This window comes from Pseudomonas salmasensis (assembly GCF_014268375.2).
GTDB classification, from domain to species: Bacteria; Pseudomonadota; Gammaproteobacteria; order Pseudomonadales; family Pseudomonadaceae; genus Aquipseudomonas; species Aquipseudomonas salmasensis.
Genome location: NZ_CP077083.1, coordinates 3,832,188 through 3,852,172, shown reverse-complemented (window position 1 = coordinate 3,852,172; position 19,985 = coordinate 3,832,188). Strand labels below are relative to the sequence as shown.

The 19,985-nt window shown below is 59.8% G+C and carries 15 protein-coding genes; 2 read left to right on the top strand and 13 right to left on the bottom strand.

Features of this window, described 5'->3' with window-relative positions; genetic code table 11:
* Positions 1 to 2 precede the first annotated feature (2 nt).
* Positions 3 to 1,106, bottom strand: a complete 1,104-nt coding sequence (locus tag HU731_RS17285) for a hypothetical protein (protein WP_186606376.1) — start codon at positions 1,104 to 1,106, stop codon at positions 3 to 5.
* Between the two features lie 176 nt (positions 1,107 to 1,282).
* Between HU731_RS17285 and HU731_RS17280 the strand changes: the two genes are divergently transcribed.
* On the top strand, positions 1,283 to 1,909 hold the full coding sequence (locus tag HU731_RS17280) for a class I SAM-dependent methyltransferase (protein WP_186606375.1): 627 nt from the start codon (positions 1,283 to 1,285) through the stop codon (positions 1,907 to 1,909).
* A 109-nt stretch (positions 1,910 to 2,018) separates the two neighbouring features.
* Here the strand turns inward: HU731_RS17280 and HU731_RS17275 are convergent, their stop codons facing one another.
* From HU731_RS17275 to HU731_RS17260, 4 genes are all read right to left on the bottom strand, one after another.
* On the bottom strand, positions 2,019 to 4,208 hold the full coding sequence (locus HU731_RS17275; RefSeq protein WP_186606374.1) for a glycoside hydrolase: 2,190 nt from the start codon (positions 4,206 to 4,208) through the stop codon (positions 2,019 to 2,021).
* Positions 4,209 to 4,426: 218 nt separating this feature from the next.
* The gene (locus HU731_RS17270; protein WP_186606373.1) at positions 4,427 to 7,492 is read right to left on the bottom strand and encodes an efflux RND transporter permease subunit; all 3,066 of its coding nucleotides are present in this window, start codon (positions 7,490 to 7,492) and stop codon (positions 4,427 to 4,429) included.
* Positions 7,489 to 8,559, bottom strand: a complete 1,071-nt coding sequence (locus tag HU731_RS17265; protein WP_186606372.1) for an efflux RND transporter periplasmic adaptor subunit — start codon at positions 8,557 to 8,559, stop codon at positions 7,489 to 7,491. Before HU731_RS17265 ends, HU731_RS17270 begins: the two co-directional genes overlap by 4 nt.
* Positions 8,556 to 9,638, bottom strand: a complete 1,083-nt coding sequence (locus tag HU731_RS17260; RefSeq protein WP_034125475.1) for an efflux RND transporter periplasmic adaptor subunit — start codon at positions 9,636 to 9,638, stop codon at positions 8,556 to 8,558. Before HU731_RS17260 ends, HU731_RS17265 begins: the two co-directional genes overlap by 4 nt.
* Positions 9,639 to 9,759: 121 nt before the next feature.
* Between HU731_RS17260 and HU731_RS17255 the strand changes: the two genes are divergently transcribed.
* Positions 9,760 to 10,923 (top strand): AAA family ATPase, encoded by a 1,164-nt coding sequence (locus tag HU731_RS17255; protein WP_186606529.1) that lies wholly within the window; start codon positions 9,760 to 9,762, stop codon positions 10,921 to 10,923.
* Positions 10,924 to 11,035: 112 nt separating this feature from the next.
* Here HU731_RS17255 and HU731_RS17250 read toward each other — a convergent pair whose 3' ends face one another.
* The 8 genes from HU731_RS17250 to HU731_RS17215 all read right to left on the bottom strand — a co-directional run bounded on the left by HU731_RS17250 (position 11,036) and on the right by HU731_RS17215 (position 19,919).
* Positions 11,036 to 11,884: a transporter substrate-binding domain-containing protein gene (locus HU731_RS17250; RefSeq protein ID WP_186606371.1), complete on the bottom strand. Its 849-nt coding sequence runs from the start codon at positions 11,882 to 11,884 to the stop codon at positions 11,036 to 11,038.
* Positions 11,881 to 12,657 carry an amino acid ABC transporter ATP-binding protein gene (locus HU731_RS17245; RefSeq protein WP_186606370.1) on the bottom strand — a complete coding sequence of 259 codons (777 nt, stop codon included), beginning with the start codon at positions 12,655 to 12,657 and terminating at the stop codon, positions 11,881 to 11,883. The genes HU731_RS17250 and HU731_RS17245 overlap by 4 nt, the downstream gene beginning before the upstream one ends.
* Positions 12,654 to 13,313 carry an amino acid ABC transporter permease gene (locus HU731_RS17240; RefSeq protein WP_186606369.1) on the bottom strand — a complete coding sequence of 220 codons (660 nt, stop codon included), beginning with the start codon at positions 13,311 to 13,313 and terminating at the stop codon, positions 12,654 to 12,656. Before HU731_RS17240 ends, HU731_RS17245 begins: the two co-directional genes overlap by 4 nt.
* Complete coding sequence (locus HU731_RS17235; protein ID WP_186606368.1) at positions 13,294 to 13,959, bottom strand: amino acid ABC transporter permease; 666 nt, start codon at positions 13,957 to 13,959, stop codon at positions 13,294 to 13,296. Before HU731_RS17235 ends, HU731_RS17240 begins: the two co-directional genes overlap by 20 nt.
* Positions 13,960 to 14,301: 342 nt before the next feature.
* On the bottom strand, positions 14,302 to 15,084 hold the full coding sequence (locus tag HU731_RS17230; protein WP_003187613.1) for a MetQ/NlpA family ABC transporter substrate-binding protein: 783 nt from the start codon (positions 15,082 to 15,084) through the stop codon (positions 14,302 to 14,304).
* 106 nt (positions 15,085 to 15,190) lie between these two features.
* On the bottom strand, positions 15,191 to 16,117 hold the full coding sequence (locus HU731_RS17225; RefSeq protein ID WP_186606367.1) for a sigma 54-interacting transcriptional regulator: 927 nt from the start codon (positions 16,115 to 16,117) through the stop codon (positions 15,191 to 15,193).
* Between the two features lie 48 nt (positions 16,118 to 16,165).
* Positions 16,166 to 16,747 carry an alpha/beta hydrolase gene (locus tag HU731_RS17220; RefSeq protein ID WP_034125468.1) on the bottom strand — a complete coding sequence of 194 codons (582 nt, stop codon included), beginning with the start codon at positions 16,745 to 16,747 and terminating at the stop codon, positions 16,166 to 16,168.
* A 235-nt stretch (positions 16,748 to 16,982) separates the two neighbouring features.
* Positions 16,983 to 19,919: a dermonecrotic toxin domain-containing protein gene (locus tag HU731_RS17215; RefSeq protein ID WP_186606366.1), complete on the bottom strand. Its 2,937-nt coding sequence runs from the start codon at positions 19,917 to 19,919 to the stop codon at positions 16,983 to 16,985.
* Positions 19,920 to 19,985 lie beyond the last annotated feature (66 nt).

The window sequence follows — 19,985 nt, the reverse complement described above, 5'->3', positions numbered from 1 at the left end:
CGTCACGGGCACTCATCCAGTTGGGCAACGCTGGCGCGGGGCACGAAGGTGATGGTTTTTTCCTTGGCTTGCCAGGGCCGCACGATATAGCTGCCATCCGAGTCGGCCATCACCCGCAGTTTTACGCTGCGCTTGGGGTTGTCGGCGTCTACCAGTGCGCCGGGGACCTTGGCCTCTGCCGCCCAGGTCATCAACGTACAAACGCGCCCTCCCGAGGCGGAGCCTTGCAGCGGCAGGCCGCCCAACTTGGCCCCGCTCGCCGGGATCAGCCCGAGTAAAACGATGAGGGCAAAGGCCACCAATGAAGCGAACGCCACCGGGTTTTTCTGAACGCGCATGCGCACCACCAGGCAGGCGGCGCTCCCCTGGATCAGAAACAGCACAGCCATTTCGGCGGCCATGAACGGCGCAAAGAACACGGCGCTGTCAGAGTACTCGCTGAAGGCGCGGGAGACCGGCACCGTCACCATCAGAATGACCACCATTTGAACCACCCCGGCGCCAGCACTGGCCAGCCAGAACTCGCCGGACAAATCACGCAGGGCAACATCGGCGGGACGCGCACGAATAATGATGCCGACATAAGCGACTACCGCCGCCATGATCGCCACGATCCAACTGAGCGTCAGCAACAGCCCACTTTCGGCGTTCACGGACAGGTACACGGCGGACATCCAGAACACAAACATCACCAACAGGCTGGCCGCCCAATGCCCCAGTAAACGCCTGTGCTGGGCCGTCTCCTGCGGCGATTGCGGGCTGAGATTGAGTTGATCACTCAGGCGCACACCGGTGCCGTTCAGGCGCGTGAACAAGATGAACGTGGGCACCAGGATCGATGCGCCCATCATGCCAATCACAAATACCAACATGGCGAACATCGCCGGCAATGCGGTGAACGCCGACGCCGACAGGATACTCAGCGGCACCTTTTCCATCTGGATGTACTGGTACAGGTACAGGCCTGCCACCGAGAGAATCCCCACCGTCAGCGGCCAGGCACGCTCATTGAGCCACAACAGGCCATTGCTCAATCTCGTGGCGTATTGGTCGACCTTGTTCGGCGCGGTGTCGTTGCCAACGGGTGAACGTTTTTCCTCTTCCATGGATGTATATCCCTCTGCACATGAGGGCCGAATCTTACCCATAATTTCCCGTGGCGGTCTGTCGGATGCGCGCACTGCGAACGCCGTGAAGCGCCCTACAGCGGATACACGGTTTTCAACTCAAGAGTGGGCCGGGGTATAGTCCCGCTACCTCAGCTGCAGCCGTGCGCCATGCCATGAAACTTGCTCCCGACGACCTCAACCAGATCACCGCCACCACCCTGGGCCATTACAACAAGGTGGCCGAAGACTTCCGTGAAGGCACCCGCGATCACGATGTGAGCCAGAACATCGACGCGCTGCTGCGGCATATCCAGGGCACGCCGCCGTTTACCGTGCTGGATTTCGGCTGTGGGCCAGGGCGGGATTTGCAGACGTTTACGCGCATGGGGCATATCGCCGTGGGCCTGGATGGCTCCGAGCGCTTTGCGCAGATGGCCCGCGAAGACAGCGGCTGTGAAGTGTTGCAGCAGGACTTTCTCAAGCTGGACCTGCCCGCTGCGCGCTTTGACGGGGTGTTTGCCAATGCGGTGCTGTTTCATATTCCCAGGCAGGAATTGCCGCGCGTGCTCAAGCAACTGCATGGCACGTTGAAGCCTGGGGGCGTGCTGTTCAGCTCCAACCCTCGGGGTGACAACCAGGAAGGCTGGAATGGGCCAAGGTATGGCTCCTATCACGACCTGCAGGCGTGGCAGGCCTTGCTGACTGCGGCTGGGTTTGAAGAGCTGGAGCATTATTACCGGCCGGCCGGGTTGCCGCGGGAACAGCAGCCTTGGTTGGCGAGTGTGTGGCGTAAAGCTTAGTGCTGCATCGCCTGTTCCGGCCTCATCGCAGGCAAGCCAGCTCCCACCTTTGGAATGCATTTCACTGTGGGAGCCGGGCTTGCCCGCGATGGCGCCGTAAAGGGCAGCGCTATTTCACCTGATACACCACCGGCTTCTTACCCTCCACCAGCACCGTCACACTGCGCCCGGCATACCCCTCTTTCTCCACCACCGAAAAATTCGCCACCAGCCGCGTCCCATCAGCAAAGGTGGTTTGCTGCACCTGCTTGTCGCCGCTCAGCCAGCGAAAATCCGTCATCGCCTGGGTCGCCAAACGCTGGTGCAACGGCCGGAAAAACCGGTCCTGACGCTGAATAATCGGCAGCCGCGCCTTGAGCGTCGCCGCACTGAGGTGGTACAGCGGCGGCACGTTGTAGAGCAGTTGGGTCAGCTCGTTGTCGCCCTGCACATTGCTCAGCTTGAGGCTGTCGAACAGCCAATGGTGGGTGGTGATCACCGAGCCGTGGAACACCGCCTGATACAACGGCAGGCGCATCGTCGGCTCGAAATACACCGTGCGAAACGGCTCTTTCAACGGCACTGACTTGAAGAACACCGCGGGTTGCTCCGGTGGGAACCAACTGCCGACGAAGTACGGCGACTGTTTGTCCTGGGTCATCTCTGGGTCGCCCCAGCCGATCACCGGGGTCTGCATGCCGTGGGCGAACAGGATGCCCTGGGCGGTGATGGCGTTGCCGTCTTCGGAGCCTGTGGGTAATTTGCGCACCGTATTGAGCCAGCGCGACGCATCGATATTGCCCTCGGCATTTTGCGCCTGGGTCATGGGGGCGCCGTCGCGGTAGCTGTCGAACAGCATGCTGGTGGCATAGGCATCGAGAAACCAGGCATTGAACCCGGCCTTGGCTTGCACTGCCTTGATCCGCGCCTCTAACAAAGGGCGCACGCAACGTGGGTCGGTGTAGTGACCAGATTTCTGGAAGCCGGTCTTGAGCTTGCCGTCTTTCAACACAATCGCGCAGTCACGGTAGGCCTTGGCGCCCAGATGGGCGGTGGTCCAGTCGGGGTTCTCTGTGGCTGACAAGGCAGTCTCGTAGGAATCGTAGGGCGCCATCAAGTAACCGGCGTCAACGCCTGCACGAATCGCTTCAGGGTGCCACAGGCCGCCTTCCCAGCCGCCGCCCAGGGTCAATAACAGGCGCGGTAATCCCGCGTCTCGCAGAGACTCAATGGCTTTGTTGCCCCAGGTTTCGGGGGGGTGGCTAAGCGCCCCGGCAAAGTCCACCGCCAATTCGCTGCGCAACTCGCCGTAGCGCGCGGCGAGCCGGGCCATGTCTGGCGTCTCCACTTGCCAAGCCTGGCGCACCTTGTTGTTGATGGCCGCATTGACGCCGCGTAACAGCAGCGTCTGCTCATAACGGTTCAACGCCGTGGTTTTGCCCAGCACCTGCAAGGTTTCGTTGTCCATCAGCCCCTTGAGCTCATGACCGCGCAACAGCGTGATGAACTTCGACCAGTCACGCACATCGTCCAGCGCCAGCAGGCTGTTGCCCCACAGGTAGAGGTGGCTGGCGCCCAGTAACTTTTCAGCCTCGGGCGTCTGCCGCAGCTTGTCCGCCAATGGCTCATAGCGACCCTGCTCCACCAGCCACTGGCGGTAGCGCTTGGCGCCAGCCAACGGGTCGGCATCGCCCAGGTACAGGCGCAGCGTCATCGGCGCGTCGGGCGCCAGCGAGGTGAATTCATGGGACGCAGAGAGGGCCAGGCCGTTGCCGTCGGCTTGCCATTGGAGGCGGTTGTTGTAGGGGTTGGTCAACAGCCAGTTCAACGTGAAGCCAGCGTGATCCATGCCCCACAGCGGCAGGCTCAGGTCCTGGGTGGTATTGAGCTCACCCCGCTCCAGCAGAAACGCCTTCCAGAGGGCATTGCCGGCAGGCACGTAATGCCCCTCGGCCAAGGGCCAGATCAACCCTCGCCCCATGGCCTCGGCGGGCTGGCGCAGCAGGGCCAGCTCACCGGGCGCGCGGGCGTTGATGGTCAGGGCCAGGTCGCGCTGCTCCAGGCGGGCGCTCAGGCGATAGGCGCCGTTGTCCCATTGCCAAGTGGCTTGGTTGGGGGTGTTCTGCAAGTGGCTGACGGCATGCGCGGCCACACCGCTGGAGGCCTGCACCGAGGCCTGGCCAGCGGGTGTTACGCGCAGCGCCAGGGTGGCGGGGTCGAGTTCGACGCGCCACAAGGGGTTTTCCAGTACGGTGGCGGCGAAGGCAGGCGGTGCAAGGAGCAACGCGCAAAACAGCAGGGTGAAACGCAGGCACTGCATGAGGATCGACCTGGGTTTGGAATGAGCACCAGAGGGTACAACATGCAAGGATCAGCCAGGGCAACGCTGGGATTTTTCAGAAGCTTCACACAGCCTCAGTCAGTTAAGGCTTTTTTGTAGGAGCGAGCTTGCTCGCGAAAAACTCACAGGCGCCGCGTTTACTCAGGAAGCACGCGTTATCGTTGACGTTTTTCGCGAGCAAGCTCGCTCCTACAGAATTAATCCTGTTGTGGCTGATGTGCCTGTTTCGGCTCGCGGATCTTGTACCAGGCCACATACAGCGCCGGCAGAAACAGCAACGTCAGCAACGTCGCAATGATGATCCCGCCTATCATCGCGTAGGCCATCGGCCCCCAGAACACTTCCCGCGCAATCGGGATCATGCCCAGGCTCGCAGCGGCGGCCGTCAGCAGAATCGGCCGGCGCCGGTGCTCGGTGGCTTCCACCACCGCATCCCACGGCGTGTAGCCGGCCTCTTCGTACTCGTGGATCTGTGTGACCAGAATCACCGAGTTGCGAATGATGATGCCGATCAGCGCCAGGATCCCCAGGATCGCCACAAAGCCCATGGGCGTGCCCGTGGGGATCAACGCCAGTACCACGCCGATCAGCCCCAGCGGGGCGACGCTGGCCACCAGGAACATCTTCTGCACGCTGTGCAACTGGATCATCAGGAACGTGGCCATCAGGAACAGCATCAACGGCACCACCTTGGCGATCGGCCCCTGGGCCTTGCCGCTTTCTTCGACGGTGCCGCCGGTGGCGACTTTGTAGCCCACCGGCAAGCCTTCGCTGAATTTCTCGATGGTCGGCGCCAACTGCTTGACCAGGTCGGTCGGCTGCATCTCATCGCGCACGGCGGCCTTGATAGTGATGGTCGGCTTGCGGTCGCGGCGCCACACCAGCGGCTGCTCCAGCTCGTAACGCACGGTGGCGAACGCCAGCAGTGGAATCGAGGTGCCGTTGGGCGTAACAATCTGCAAGTTTTGCAAGGTTTCCGGGGTGCCCCGCTCGGCATCTTCGGCGCGGCCGACCACGTTGATCAGGTAAATATCGTCGTGCACCTGGGTCACCGCAGCGCCGCTGACCACGCTGTTCATCAACTGCGCCACGTCTTCCGACGACAGCCCCAATTGCCGCGCCTTGTCCTGGGCGATGTCCACCCGCAGCACTTTGCCCGGCTCGTTCCAGTCGTAGATGATCTCGCCCAGGTGGGTGTTCTGGTCGAGCAAGGTCGCCAGTTCGATGGCGTGCTTGCGCACCTGGTCGATGTCTTTGCCAGACACGCGGTACTGGATCGGCCGCCCTACCGGCGGGCCCATTTCCAGCGGCTGCACGTAGCTGCCTATGCCGACAAAATCATCGCGCAGACGCTGTTGCAGGCGGGCGATCAGGGCGCCACGCTCTTCCAGGCCCTTACTCACAATCACCAACTGCGCGTAGTAGGGGTTTTCCAACTGCTGGTCCAGCGGCAGGTAGAAACGAATCGCGCCCTGGCCGATGTAGGTACTCCAACGGGCGATGTCCGGGTCGTCCTTGATGATCGCCTCGAGGCGGTCAACGGCCTTGCGCGTCTCGTTGATCGAGGCGTTTTGCGGCAGGTTCAGGTCGACGAGAATTTCCGGGCGGTCCGACGACGGGAAGAACTGGTTCTGCACAAACTGCATGGAAAACACCGAAGCCACGAACAGCGCCACAGTGATACCAATCGCCCACCAACGGTTGCGCATGGCCCACAGCATGCCGCCATTGAAGGCACGGCCAATGCGCCCCGGCTCGGCGTTGTGCGGTTTCACATTGGCGCTGAGGATATGCACGCCGATCACCGGCGCAAACAGCACCGCCACCACCCATGACACCAGCATCGCCACGGCAATCACCGCGAACAGGGTAAAGGTGTACTCGCCCGCCGAACTGGCGTTGAGGCCAATCGGCACGAAGCCGGCCACGGTCACCAGCGTGCCGGTGAGCATCGGGAAGGCCGTGGAGGTATAGGCGTAAGTCGCCGCCTGCTCCTTGGTTTCGCCTTTTTCCAGGCGCGTGATCATCATCTCCACCGTGATCATCGCGTCATCCACCAGCAGGCCGAGGGCGATGATCAACGCGCCCAGCGACACGCGCTGCATGGTGATGCCGCTGTATTCCATGAACACAAATACCAGCGCCAGCACCAACGGGATCGAGCACGCCACCACCAACCCGGCGCGCATGCCGAGACTGATAAAGCTCACCACCAGCACGATGATCACCGCCTCGAACAATGCGCTGGTGAAGCCGCCAACCGCCTCCTCCACCACTTCGGCCTGGTCGGACACCTTGTGCACGCCGACGCCCACCGGCAGGTCGGCGGTCAGCTCGTCCATGCGCCCGTGCAGGGCCTTGCCGAACGACTGGATATTGCCGCCCTTCTGCATGGCGATGGCCAAGCCAATCGCCGGTTTGCCGTTGAAGCGGAACATCGGCCGCGCCGGGTCCACATAGCCACGGCTGATGTCGGCGATGTCCGCCAGCCGGTAAAAACGGTCATTGAGGCGCAGGTTGACGTTGGCCAGGTCTTTCTCCGAGGCGAACTGCCCGGAGGTGCGCACGGAGATGCGTTCGGGTCCTGCCTCGATCACCCCGGCGGGGGTCACGGCGTTTTGCGATTGCAGGCTTTGCACGACCTGGCGCTGATCAATCCCCAGGGCCGCGAGTTTGCGCGTGGAGAAATTCAGGTAAATCACTTCGTCCTGCTGGCCGATCATCTCGACCTTGCCCAGCCCCGGCACCGAGCGGATTTCGGCGCGCACCTGCTCCACGTAGTCACGCAGCTGGCGCATCGACAGGCCATCGCCGGTAAAGGCGTACACCGAGCCGAACACGTCACCGAATTCATCGTTGAACGACGGCCCCTGCAAGCCCTGGGGGAAGGTGCCGCGAATGTCATCGATCTTCTTGCGGACCTGGTACCAGATCTCCGGGATGGCCTTGGCGCTGGTGGTGTCCTTGAGGAACACGAACACCGTGGACTCGCCCGGCCGGGTGTAACTTTTCACGTAGTCGAGGGAGTCGAGTTCCTCGAGCTTCTTCTCAATGCGGTCAGTGACCTGCTTGAGGGTTTCTTCCTGGGTTGCGCCCGGCCAGCGAGTCTGGATCACCATGGTCTTGATGGTGAACGAGGGGTCTTCTTCACGGCCCAGGTTCATGTACGAGAACACGCCCATCAGCAGCGCGACGAACATCAGGTACCAGACGAAGGACTGATGCTTGAGGGCCCAGTCGGATAAGTTGAAGCTCCCTTTCATCGCGGGCTGTCCTCGTCGATTTTGACTTTTTGCCCAGGTTTCAGGCTGTTCACGCCGGCAGTGACAATGCGCTCGCCAGGTTTGACGCTGCCATTGAGCAAGGCGCTGCGGGTATCACGGCTGATAACCGTGACTTCACGCGGTTGCACGGTCTGGCTCTGGGTGTCGAGCAACCAGATGCGGGTCTTGCCGTCCACTTCCTGCAAGGCGCTCAGGGGCAGCTCGATGCGCGGGGCGATGGCAGTGCTCAAGGTCACGCTGATGGCCGTACCCAGGCGGAACGCGGCTGGGGTTTCGGCCAGGCTCAGGCGTGCGCGGCGGGTGCGAGTGGCGCTTTGGGCCTGAGGCTCGATCTCACGCACCACGGCGGTGGTGCGCACGCTGGGGTCCAGTTGGCCGGCGACCAGGAACACCACATCGGCAGGCAAGCGTTCAGCCAGGCCGGCGGGCAGGTCGATCACTGCTTCCTTGATGTCCGGACGGGCCAGGGTCACCACCTGCTGGCCGGCGCTGACCACCTGGCCGGCCTCGGCATTCCAGGCGGTGACGATGCCGGCATGGTCGGTGCGCAGTTCGGCGTAGTTGAGCTGGTCTTTGGCCTGGTTGACCGAGGCTCGGGCCTGGTCGAGGGTCGCCTGGGTGGTTTTCAGATCGGTCTGGGCCACATCCAGCTGGGCCTGGGCGCCGACGCCACGGTTGAACAGTTCCTGTTGCCGGCGAGCGTTGGCCTGGGCGTTGATGAACTGCGCCTGTACGCGCGCCAGGTCGCCCTGGGCAGCGCGCAATTGGTTCTGCTGGTCGGTGGGGTCAAGCACGGCGAGCAGAGCGCCCTTCTCCACTTCGGCGCCGACATCCACGGCGCGACGAGCGATGCGGCCAGGCACACGGAACCCCAGGTTGCTTTCATAGCGGGCCTGGATGGTGCCGGCGAAACGACCGAGGTTTTCCTGGTCTTCGGCCTTCACTTCCATGGACAGCACGGGCCGTATGGGTTCGGGCGGCGCCTCTTCCTTGGAGCAGGCCGCCAGCAACAGGCTGGCGGCGAAAATGAGCGTCAGTTGCTTCATGGCTGCGCTCCGGGTTGGGCGATTTCGACGACCATGCCGGGGTGCAGCAATTGCCCACCGGCTATCACGACTTTTTCACCGCCTTTGAGGCCCTCGCCGATGATCACTTTGCCGGTGAGGTAGCGCGCCACGGTGACCTTGTGCAACTGCGCCTTGCCTTCGCCGTCCACCAGCCACACGGCCGGCTCGTTGAGGTCTTTGGTCAGCGCCGACCAAGGCAGCTCGATGCTCGCCTTGGCCGGGCCATTGGCGGTGGCGCTGACCACCGACCCCAGCTCCATGCCCTTGGGCAGGCTTTGCAGGGCGATCTTCACTTGGACGGTGCCGGTATTGGCGGCCACGGCGGGCGTGACTTCGCGCACTTTGCCCACGGCCTTGATGCTTGGGTTGTCCAGCAGGCTCACCGTAATCGGCGCGTCGGGCGGCGGCTCCACCAGCAGGGACTCATACACGTTGAACACGGCGTCACGCTCGCCATCGCGGGCCAGGCTGAAGATTGGCACGGTGGCCTGTACCACTTGGCCGACTTCGGCTTGGCGCGCAGTGATGATGCCCGGGGCATCGGCAATCAGCGAGGTGTAGCCCAATTGTTCGCGGGCATTGGCCAACTGCGCCTGGGCAGCGGCCAGGGCACTTTGGCTGCTGCGCAGCGCGGCCTGGGCGGCGTCATATTCGCTGCGGCTGGTATAGCCTTTGGGCAAGAGTTTTTCCTGGCGCACGAAGGCGGCGGCAGTCTGCTTGACGCGCGCCTGTTCGGCCACGACCTGGGCCTGGGCCGAATCGACGTTGGTTTGCAGGTCCTTGGGGTCGAGCTTGGCCAGGACTTGCCTGGCCGTGACGCGGTCGCCCACGTCGACCATGCGCTGGATGATCTTGCCGCCCACGCGAAAGGACAGATCGGTTTGCACCCTCGCCTGGATATCGCCGGTCAGCGTCACCGCCGCGGCAAAATCCGCCGACTGCACGGTTTGCACGAACACCCGCGAATGCTGTTTGGGCTCGGCTTTGTCTTGGCCGCAGCCGCTGAGCAGGGCCAGGAGGCCAAGGCTGAAAATAAATGTCGAAGTGCGACCGCCCATGCAGGCTCCTTTTGCGTGATGCCGACGTGCAAGTGTGTATGCGACTGTGAGCTTAGATCAGGGTTCCTTATCTGCATGGAGGATCCCATACTCCAATGGTTCCCATGCTGACTAAATGCACATGCTTAAAACCCTCGCGGTGGCCAATTACCGCTCGATCAACAAATTGGTGGTGCCCCTGGACCGGCTGAACCTGGTGACCGGGCCCAATGGCAGCGGCAAGTCCAACCTGTATCGCGCCCTGCGCCTGCTGGCCGAAACCGCCCAGGGCGGGGTGATCAATGCGCTGGCCCGCGAAGGCGGGCTGGATTCGACCTTCTGGGCCGGGCCGGAAAACATCAGCCGGCGCATGCGCAATGGCGAAGTACCGGTGGAGGCCGTGGTCGCCCAGGGTGTCAAACGCTTGCGCCTGGGTTTTGCCGGGGAGGACTTCAGCTACGCCATCTCCCTGGGCATGCCCATTCCGGTTCCCGGCAGCGAGTTCAAACTGGACCCGGAGATTAAAAAAGAATGTATCTGGGCCGGCCCCCTCTACCGCCCAGCCAGCCTGCTGGTTCAGCGTTCGGGGCCGATGGTACGCGCCCGTGATGGCCGCGCCTGGGACGTACTGGCCCAGCACACGCCCAACTATCACAGCCTGTTCGATCAAGTGGGCAGCCTGCGCGGTTCGCCGGAAGTGCTGCTGCTGCGCGAAAGCATCCGTGGCTGGCGCTTTTATGATCACTTTCGCAGCGATGTGGATGCGCCGGTACGCCAACCGCAATTAGGCACGCGCACGCCGGTGCTGCATCACGACGGTCGGGACTTGGCGGCCGCGTTACAGACGATTCGTGAAGTGGGCGATGCCGAGGCCTTGCAGCACGCGGTCAGCGATGCCTTCCCCGGCGCACGGTTGCATATCGAACCGTTGCAGGGCGGACGCTTTGCCATCGAGTTCTATCAGGAAGGCTTGCTGCGCCCATTGTCGGCGGCGGAGCTGTCGGACGGCACCCTGCGCTACCTGCTGCTGATCGCCGCGCTGCTGACGCCCCGGCCACCGACCATGATGGTGCTGAACGAGCCGGAGACCAGCCTGCACCCGGACTTGTTGCCGGCATTGGCGCGCTTGATTATCCAGGCCTCGAAGCAGTGCCAGGTGTGGGTGGTGAGCCATGCCAGCCGGCTGATTGCGGCGTTGCAGCAGGATGAGGGATGTAATTCGATTGTGTTGGAGAAGGTGATGGGGGAAACGCGGATTGTGGGGCAGGGCATTTTGGATGCGCCGGCGTGGCATTGGCCGGAGTAGGAGCGAGCTTGCTCGCGAAAAACGTCAACGATAACGCAGCGCTATCTGGTAGCCCGCGTTGCCTGTGCGTTCTTCGCGAGCAAGCTCGCTCCTACAAGGGCAAGTTGATCAATCAGCCCTGCCACTTACCGCCTTCAACAATCACACTCTCAGGCTTGGTGTCGTCGCTCAGTTCTTTACGCACATATTGGTCATAAAGCTTGAGCAGAAACTTCTCCTCGCCCAACTTCGCCAGCTCGGCATTCACCCAGTCACGCAGCTCGATATTGCCCTTCTTCACCGCCGGGGCAATCGGCGCTTCATCCCCCAGTTTCTCTTCCAGCACGCGGTAGCCAGGGTTCTGCTTGGCCCAGCTGAACAGCACCAGGTTGTCTTGCGCATAGGCATCCCCACGGCCAGCCGACAATGCCTGCAGCGACTCGGAGTTCTTCTCGAACTTGAGCAGCTTCCAGTCCGGGTGGTTCTTGGTCAGCCAGATATCCGCCGTGGTGCCGGTGGTGACGATGGTCGTGCGAGTTGCCAGGTCATCCAGGCTTTTGACGGCGCTGCCATTCGGCACCAAGGCCTGCACTGCGACTTTCAGGTTGGGGTTGGTGAAGTCCACCGCTTCCTTGCGTTCAGGCGTCACGGTCATGTTGGCGAGGATCAGGTCGACCTTGTCGCTTTGCAAGAAGGGAATGCGGCTGGCCGGTTCCACGGCGACAAATTCCACCTTGTTTTCGTCGCCCAACAGGTCCTTGGCGAATTGACGGCCGATGTCGGTATCGAAGCCGACATAACGACCAGCTTCGTCCACAAAACCGAAGGGCGGCTTGTCGGTAAACACGCCGACAATCAGCTTGTCCCGCGCTTTGATTTTGTCGATGTAGCTCACAGCCGCAGGTTTTACCGGCTCTTCGGCCTTTTTATCGCAGCCGGCCAGCAAGGCGACGGCAAACAGTGGCAGCAGTAACTTTTTCATATCAGCTCCAGTTCCTTGATCTTTTTGGGCAGTGTTGAAACAAAGGAGAACTTCTCCAGGAACTGCTGCGCGCGTGCGGTTTGCGGGTTCGTAAAGAATGCCTCGGGGGTGTTGTGTTCGAGGATGCGACCGGCCTCCATGAACACCACGCGGTCGGCGACGGCGCGGGCGAAGGCCATTTCGTGGGTAACGATCAGCAGGGTCATGCCATCGCGGGCCAGGCCCTGGATCACTTCCAGCACTTCCTTGACCATCTCCGGGTCGAGGGCGGCGGTAACTTCGTCAAACAGCATGACCTGGGGGTTCATGCACAACGAACGGACGATGGCGATGCGTTGTTGCTGGCCGCCGGAAAGCTGGCGCGCGAAGGCGTCGCGCTTGTCGGCCAGGCCCACGCGCTCCAGCAGTTTTTCCGCCTGCTCACGGGCCTCGCGGGGGTCGCGCTTTTGCACTTTCAGCGGGCCGAGCAGGATGTTGTCGAGCACGCTCATGTGCGGGAACAGGTGGTAGCTCTGGAACACCATGCCGATGTCCTGGCGTACCTGGCGCCAGTCGGTGGTTTTATCCAGCAGCTCAATGCCTGCAAAGCGCAAGTGTCCGCTGTGAGCAACCTCCAACCCATTGAGGCAGCGCAACAAGGTGCTTTTGCCACAGCCGCTGGGGCCGAGGATCACCACCACTTCGCCACGTTGCACGCTCAGGTCGATGCCCTTGAGCACCTGCGTCTCGCCGAAGAATTTGTTGAAACCCTGGAACTCGATCAATGCGCTCATGCTTGGGCCCAGCGCCGTTCCAGCACCTTGGAGGCGGCTGACAACGGGTAGCAGATAAAGAAGAAAAACAGGAACAGCGCGCCATAGATCAATACCGACTCGTAGGTGCGCTCGATGATTTGCTGGCCGACCTTGATCACATCCACCACACCGATCAGCACCGCCAGGGAGCTGGTCTTGATGATGCGCGTGTAGACGTTGATGGTCGGCGGCGTCATGCGCTTTAGGGCCTGGGGCAGCAGTACATAGCCGTACAACTGTGGGCCGGACAGGCCAATCGACAGGCCCGCTTCGCGCTGGCCACGGGGCAACGAATGCAGCGCGCCACGCACCACTTCGCCCACCTCGCTGGCGCCCCACAACGACAGCACCAGCACCGCGCACCAGAAACTCGGGATACTCAGGCCGAAGAAGATCGGCAGGCCAAAAAACAACAGGTACAACCACACCAGCACCGGAATGGCACGGAACAGTTCCAGGTAAACCCGCAGCACGCCGTTGATCGCCTTGTTATTCAAGGTGCGCAGCACGCCGTAGAGCACGCCGCCCACCGTACTGAAGGCGATGCTCAAAAACGAAATCGACAGGGTTTGCGCAGCGCCCTTGCCCAGTTGCGGCAACGACACCCATAGCAACTCAAGACCCGAACTGGCCATGCTGGAGCCTCCTTTCCAGGCGGCTGAGCAACAGCGACAACGGCAGGAACAACAGCACGCAAATCAGCGTCAGCACGGCGAGCATTTCGTAGGTCTTGTAGTAAAGGGCGATGTAGCTCTTGGTGGTGTAGAGAATCTCCGGCACCGCCACCGCCGACACCACGGTGGTTTCCTTGAGCAGGAAAATGAAGTTGGCGAACAACGCCGGCAGGCTGAGGATGCCGGCCTGAGGCAGAATCACATGGCGCAACAGTTGCCAGTCGGACAGGCCAATGGACTTGCCCGACTCGATCTGCGTCAGCGGCACCGCTTCCACACCGGCGCGCAGCACTTCGGTGAGGTAGGCGCCGCCCAGAAAGGTCATGGTGATAATCGCCGCCCAGAACCCGGAAATATTGAACCCCAGGGCCGGCAGCGCGAAGTAGACGAAAAACAGCTGGATCAACAGCGGCGTATTACGCGCCAGTTCCACATACAGCGCCACCAGGCGCGACAGGTACGGCGTGCGAAACACCAGCAGCGCGGCGTTGATCAGCGCCACCAGCAAAGACGTGGCAATAGCGATCAAGCCGACTTGCAGCGTCACACCCACGGCCTTGAGAAACGCCGGGAGGGTGCTGAGGATAAAAGCGAAATCGAAGGTCATGTGCAGTCCATATCGCCGCATGGGTAATGCCGCGAGCGCAGTCCGTGCCGACGTGGATAACGTCAGCTAGCGCGAACTTTAAAGGTATAAAAACCAAAGTTTAAATACCGAAATAGCATATTGATATCACTCGAAAACCTAACCTCTGTGGGAGCTGGCTTGCCTTCGATCGTTCCCACGCTCTGCGTGGGAATGCAGCCCAGGACGCTCTGCGTCTGCTCTTAAGTCGTGACGCAGAGCGTCACAGGAGACGTTCCCACGCGGAGCGTGGGAACGAGCAAAAAAACGCCGACGCTGGAGAAGCCGTCGGCGTTGAAACTTTGAAGAGGGTTTTGGCTTACATCAGAACGCTGGCACCACCGCGCCGTTGTACTTCTTCTCGATGAAAGCTTTGACTTCCGGGCTGGTCAGGGCCTTGGCCAGCTTCTGGATAGCATCGCTGTCCTTGTTGTCCGGACGGGCCACCAGGAAGTTTACGTAAGGTGATTTGGCGTCTTCGATGATCAACGCGTCCTTGGCCGGGTTCAGGCCAGCTTCCAGGGCATAGTTGGTGTTGATCAGGTCGAGGTCAACCTGGTCCAGCACCCGTGGCAACAGGGCCGACTCCAGCTCTTTGAACTTCAGGTTCTTCGGGTTGCTGGCAATGTCTTTCGGCGTGGCCAGGGCGTTGGTCGGGTCTTTCAGGGTGATCACCCCGGCCTTTTGCAGCAGCAACAGGGCACGGCCGCTGTTGGAGCCTTCGTTCGGAATCGCCACGGTGGCGCCGTCTTTCAGATCTTCGATTTTCTTGATCTTTTTCGAGTAGCCGCCGAAGGGTTCAACGTGCACGCCCACCACGGTAATCAGGTTGGTGCCCTTGCCCTTGTTGAAGTTTTCCAGGTACGGCAGGGTCTGGAAGTAGTTGGCGTCCAGGCGTTTCTCAGCGACTTGCACGTTCGGCTGTACGTAGTCGGTAAAGACTTTGATCTGCAGGTCCACACCTTCCTTGGCGAGGGTCGGCTTGATCAGCTCGAGGATTTCGGCGTGCGGGATCGGCGTAGCGGCCACCACCAGTTTCTCGTTGGCCTGGGCGAAGCCGGCAGTCAGGGCAGCCGCCAGAGCGGTAAACAACAGAACCTTTTTCATGCAATGTCCTTCTAACGACCGTTTTTATGTGAGGTGCCAGCGAAGTGCTATCGCGGCGTGGGAAGGACAATACCTAGATTTTTTATTCCCGAACAATATCTTTTATTCACGTTGATATTCCATTTTGCTCATACAGGAATTTACGCACTGATTCTTTCTCGGCTGGGCTGGCGCTGGCAAAAATTCGTCGCACTTGCTCCAGCGGCGAACCCGCCACCGGCAAGTTCAAATGCCCGGGCAAGATTTCATCGCCACTGCTCACCAGCAAGGCAAAGTGAATGACGTTCTCCAGTTCACGGGTATTGCCCGGCCACGTGTGTTGTTCCAGCACCTGCTGGGCGGCGTCGCTGATCAGCGGCACCGGCAGGTCCAGGCGCTGGCTGTAGATGCCGAGGAAATATTCGGCCAGGGACAAAATATCGCCCACCCGCTCGCGCAGCGCCGGCAGGTCCAACCGACCCTCGCTCAAATAATGGAACAGGCGCTCGTGAAACTTGCCCACGGCCACCGCCTGGGCCAGGTCGATGCTGGTGGCGGCCACCAGGCGCACATCCACCGGGCTGGGCTGATGGGCACCGACGCGGGTGACTTCGTGGTTTTCCAGGGCCGCGAGCAATTTCACCTGGATCGGCAGCGGCAAGTCCCCAATTTCATCCAGGTACAAGGTGCCGCCATTGGCCGAGCCGAACCAACCCGCCCGGCTGCTTGCAGCCCCGCTATGACTGCCAGCGGCATAACCGAACAACTCGGCATCGGCATAGGTGGGGCTGATGGCGCCACAGTTGACCGAGACAAACAGGCCAGTACGGTCACTGCCACGGTGGATGTGCCGCGCCAGCAACTCTTTACCGCTGCCGGTTTCACCGCGAATCAATACGGGTAAAGCGCGCGGCGCCAGGCTTTCCAACTCTTCCCGCAGTTGGCGTGAACGTGGGTCGACAAACACCAGCGCCTTGGCGCGGATGCTCAACGGGCTTTTTTCAGCATCGGGAAAGGTCAGCAGCGGCTGGCCGAAGGTTTCATGCAGACTCATGGCAGGCTCCCGCCCCAATCCACACAGGGACGGGGCGTTGAAAAAATATTAGGCGCTGCGCCGAGCGTGATGCTCGAGGCGATGTTGCAGGCGATAGAGGTAAGCAAACCCTTGCTCCCAGCGCCGGTGGCCGGACTTCACATTGATATGCCCGGCGCCCGATAAGATGCCGGCTTCGGCGCCCCACTGACGCGCCAGTTCCAACGCCCTGGGGGCGCTCACGGCACTGTCGTTGTCGGAGCTGACCACTTGGCTGGGGAACGGCAACAAATCGGTAGGGATCGGTGCGAAGTTACGCAGGGCGGGCGCACACGCAGGGCGCTCGACATCCGCCGGTGCCACCAGCAACGCACCGCGTACCTGCCGCAAGAAGTGCACGGGAGCGGTGGCCGCCCAGTGGGCCACGGTGATGCAACCCAGGCTATGGGCGATCAGGATGACCGGCGTGCTGTCGGCAGCGATGGCCTCGGCCAGTGCGGCAACCCAGTCCTCGCGACGCGGCGTCAGCCAATCGGCCTGTTCCACCCGAGCGCTGTTGGGCAAGCTGTTCTGCCAATGGGTTTGCCAATGATCTTCTGGCGATCCTTGCCAGCCCGGCACGATCAGATAACGAATCGACTCGCTGTGCATGGGTGTGCCCTCCTGCAGCGTTTAACGTTGCTGACCAGTATAGGGGCCACCCAACAATCAAATAAGGAATAAAAAGGAATTTATTAATAACCATATCGAATTACCATTTTAAATGGGTCCGACCATCGCCCCGGTTACGACACACAGGTGCAAAGGGGCGATGGCTGTGGCTGAGCGCGATCAGTCAATGGGATATCGGCAAGTTACTACTACCGGCGCCTGGCGCTCTGCTGACTCAACGCGAATGATGCATAGAGTGCTCGGCGCCGATAGTGACCCCAAACTTATGATTCATCGGCATATAATAATCTCGGACTTGCACGTACTTCTTTCCATAGTTTTCAGGAAGCAGTAGACGTGCATTCAAGAGTTCCGTTATATCATCAACAAACGGAAAGAACCCGTATTTTTCCTGCGCCAATACGTCGCCAAACAGTCTAGGCCCGGTGACTTCAAATATTTTTGTTTCATACTCTTTATAGGCTTGCTGTTCTGCGGCGGTTGACGTTTCCTTAAGGAAAGGACGATGAGTGCCAAACCACGACTCGTTGCTTTTATACCGTTGATACGACTCCTCCAAAATCTTATCGAATAGAGGATTGCCAGGCTGAGTTGCAAAGTTACTTGTGTTGAACCCCTTGAAGTCCGTTGGTTCATACGTCACAGGCGAGTTCATCAAGATATCATTGGGCGTAGCACTGAGCGTGACGTCTCCTACATTAAACGCCAGCGCATCGTCCGTATCCAGATAAATACCACCGTATTTTTTCATCAACGCTACGCGCATTACATCCGATGAGGCCGATAAATTCTGCCCTTGCCCGGAACGAAAATATTGATACATTTCAGCGTACTTACCGGCATTCAATTCTCGAAAGGCCTCATCCTCTTTCAAATCATGCACTTCAAGCCCACCCACTCTGTGATCGAGAGCGGACTTGATTTTATCAAATGCACTTGCGTCATTCGCATCGACATGAACAATCGACTTATACCCAGGACTTTTCCTGGAGTTCTCAATAATGTTTTCAATTAAATGTTCCGGCATTTCGTTGCCGGCCCAGAAATAGTGAATCACCTTTGGCACTTCTGTCGCACCGGACGGCAGCGAAGGCAACGGCGGTAACTTGAACGTTTTATTGATCATTGAGGCCGGCGCGTTTTTGCTCCCTGCAATCGCTTCGGCTTTAGAGCCAGCCTGCCATCGCCCTCCACCGTTACGCCAATAAAACACATCATCGACTTGGCCATTCTCACCCAGCCCACGCCAAAGGCGCGCCTCAACGTCATACGTGACTTTGGTGCCGTATCGACCCACATGAACCATGTAATCTTCAGAGAGCAATTGATACACACCGTCCATAGGAACCGTGACCTCATCGAGGATCGCCGGAGACGAAACGGGACTCATCGGGTACCCAATACGCCCGTTGACATGTCGTGGCGGATTGAAGAACGGGCGGCCTTGGTCATTCACTTGAGTAGGCGCCTGGGCTGCAACATCAACCTGCGAGGCCATCGCCCCGCCGGGAATCCGCTCTGTCAGCACCTTCGCAAGCGGTGCTCCCGCATGGGTGACTAACGGCGGTACAGCGTTCAATACCCCAAAAACGATACGGTCAGAAGCTGTCGCCTTACCTTCGACGGCATCGTCAATGCCGATACCTGTCTGGGTGGCCCCGGCAGCCAGGAAGAACACATCCAGCGCTACCGCCACCTCCGGCATCACCAACGCCAGCGGTGTCATGAACATGGCAACCTTTGTGGCCTCTTCCACGCCCTGCAGGACTTTGTTCTTGGTGTAGTCACTGTCACTGACGATCGCATTCTGCGCATCAGAATACGACCGCGCCTTTTGTCGAACCTTGACGGTTTCGAAAGGATCGCTGTTCACCGGGTCGACCGTAATGTAGCGATCCGGTATCCAATCGTTGATTCTGTCAAAGAATGAACTGTCGGGCGCCTGGGCTTCGGACCAACTTGCCATGCCTTCCAGGGATTGGCGAACCCCGTCCGAAAATGACCTCTTGGCCTGGTCGCTGAGAGAAAAATGCATCAACAGCGCTTCGCGCTTAACGGGGTCAATGGCTTGCTGGGCCAGCCACTTTTTCATTTGTTGCGGATTATCGAAACGATGTATCGGCGAGGAATTGCCTGGGATGTAAAGCAATGTCAGCTGGGTTTTCCGGTCGGTCACGCACATCAAATCGGTCGACTGAAACCCATTGATGTTCAGCAGGCCGATATCCAGGTCCGGGTCCTTCGTGGCAGACGCTTTAAAGTCCTGCACCGTCAGCTCAGACCAGTCCTTTTGCGCAACAGGCCCCAACGCACGCTGGGCGAGTGCCGCCTCCGCAGGACCCAGGGTTCCCTCCAGGCGCTGTAGATGGATGGCTTTGACAAAGGAGATCTTACTCAAAGCCGCATAGGAGTCCGTGTGCTTGTCCCAGAACCCATCCAGCGTTTTCTTGTAAAGCTGGGTACGGTCGGTGTCCCAGACTAACGCCTTGAAGTCATCAACCGGTATGGACACACGGGTGTCGGCATTGAAAGGCCCAGTACCCGGAGCGCTGGGTTCTCGATAAATACCTTGTCGACTGTTTGCTTCCTGCACCCAACCGTCAATTTTATTGTAAACATAAACGACTGGTGAAAAGTATTTGGCAATTTTTACAAACCAGCCTTCATTATCTTCTATCGTCACATCCTGCCGGTTTTTCAAAGCGGCTTGCGTCAAGGTGATCTTTTCCACCACCGCATTTTCATCTTCGCTATCATTTTTAAATGTCACCAAATAGGTCTTGTCAGGATCAACATCTACCCCCCACTGCTGTTTGATCTTTGCGGATAAAATAGCTGAAATTTCTTTTTCGGGGGACACGAAATCGGCGGAATGCTTAGCGACGTAGGATTCTAAATTGGCGTTCTTCTTCAGCACCGAACCTCCATTATTCTCCGTTCGGGCAACACTATTTTCCCTAACACTTTGCAATGCGCTATTTTTTCTCTGGTAATCAGCCGGGCTTGGTAGTTTACAGGCCGACGGATGTTGGATGCCTGACGGGCGAGATATTGAAGGTGCCACTGCCGGAGGCTGTTCTTCTGGCTTTTTAACGACGACTGGTGAATTAACGAGCGTATTTACCAGCTGAACGGGAAATCGTATAGACATGCACTTACTCCATTAATTGAATCACTCCATGCGCCGACCAGCATAAGCATGCCAGCGAAAATTGCA

Coding starts and splice junctions, on each gene's coding strand:
- HU731_RS17230 (WP_003187613.1), bottom strand. CDS start 15,084: ATGAAAAAGGTTCTGTTGTTTACCGCTCTGGCGGCTGCCCTGACTGCC.
- HU731_RS17215 (WP_186606366.1), bottom strand. CDS start 19,919: ATGTCTATACGATTTCCCGTTCAGCTGGTAAATACGCTCGTTAATTCA.
- HU731_RS17275 (WP_186606374.1), bottom strand. CDS start 4,208: ATGCAGTGCCTGCGTTTCACCCTGCTGTTTTGCGCGTTGCTCCTTGCA.
- HU731_RS17260 (WP_034125475.1), bottom strand. CDS start 9,638: ATGGGCGGTCGCACTTCGACATTTATTTTCAGCCTTGGCCTCCTGGCC.
- HU731_RS17235 (WP_186606368.1), bottom strand. CDS start 13,959: ATGACCTTCGATTTCGCTTTTATCCTCAGCACCCTCCCGGCGTTTCTC.
- HU731_RS17280 (WP_186606375.1), top strand. CDS start 1,283: ATGAAACTTGCTCCCGACGACCTCAACCAGATCACCGCCACCACCCTG.
- HU731_RS17265 (WP_186606372.1), bottom strand. CDS start 8,559: ATGAAGCAACTGACGCTCATTTTCGCCGCCAGCCTGTTGCTGGCGGCC.
- HU731_RS17270 (WP_186606373.1), bottom strand. CDS start 7,492: ATGAAAGGGAGCTTCAACTTATCCGACTGGGCCCTCAAGCATCAGTCC.
- HU731_RS17250 (WP_186606371.1), bottom strand. CDS start 11,884: ATGAAAAAGTTACTGCTGCCACTGTTTGCCGTCGCCTTGCTGGCCGGC.
- HU731_RS17240 (WP_186606369.1), bottom strand. CDS start 13,313: ATGGCCAGTTCGGGTCTTGAGTTGCTATGGGTGTCGTTGCCGCAACTG.
- HU731_RS17245 (WP_186606370.1), bottom strand. CDS start 12,657: ATGAGCGCATTGATCGAGTTCCAGGGTTTCAACAAATTCTTCGGCGAG.
- HU731_RS17220 (WP_034125468.1), bottom strand. CDS start 16,747: ATGCACAGCGAGTCGATTCGTTATCTGATCGTGCCGGGCTGGCAAGGA.
- HU731_RS17225 (WP_186606367.1), bottom strand. CDS start 16,117: ATGAGTCTGCATGAAACCTTCGGCCAGCCGCTGCTGACCTTTCCCGAT.
- HU731_RS17255 (WP_186606529.1), top strand. CDS start 9,760: ATGCTTAAAACCCTCGCGGTGGCCAATTACCGCTCGATCAACAAATTG.
- HU731_RS17285 (WP_186606376.1), bottom strand. CDS start 1,106: ATGGAAGAGGAAAAACGTTCACCCGTTGGCAACGACACCGCGCCGAAC.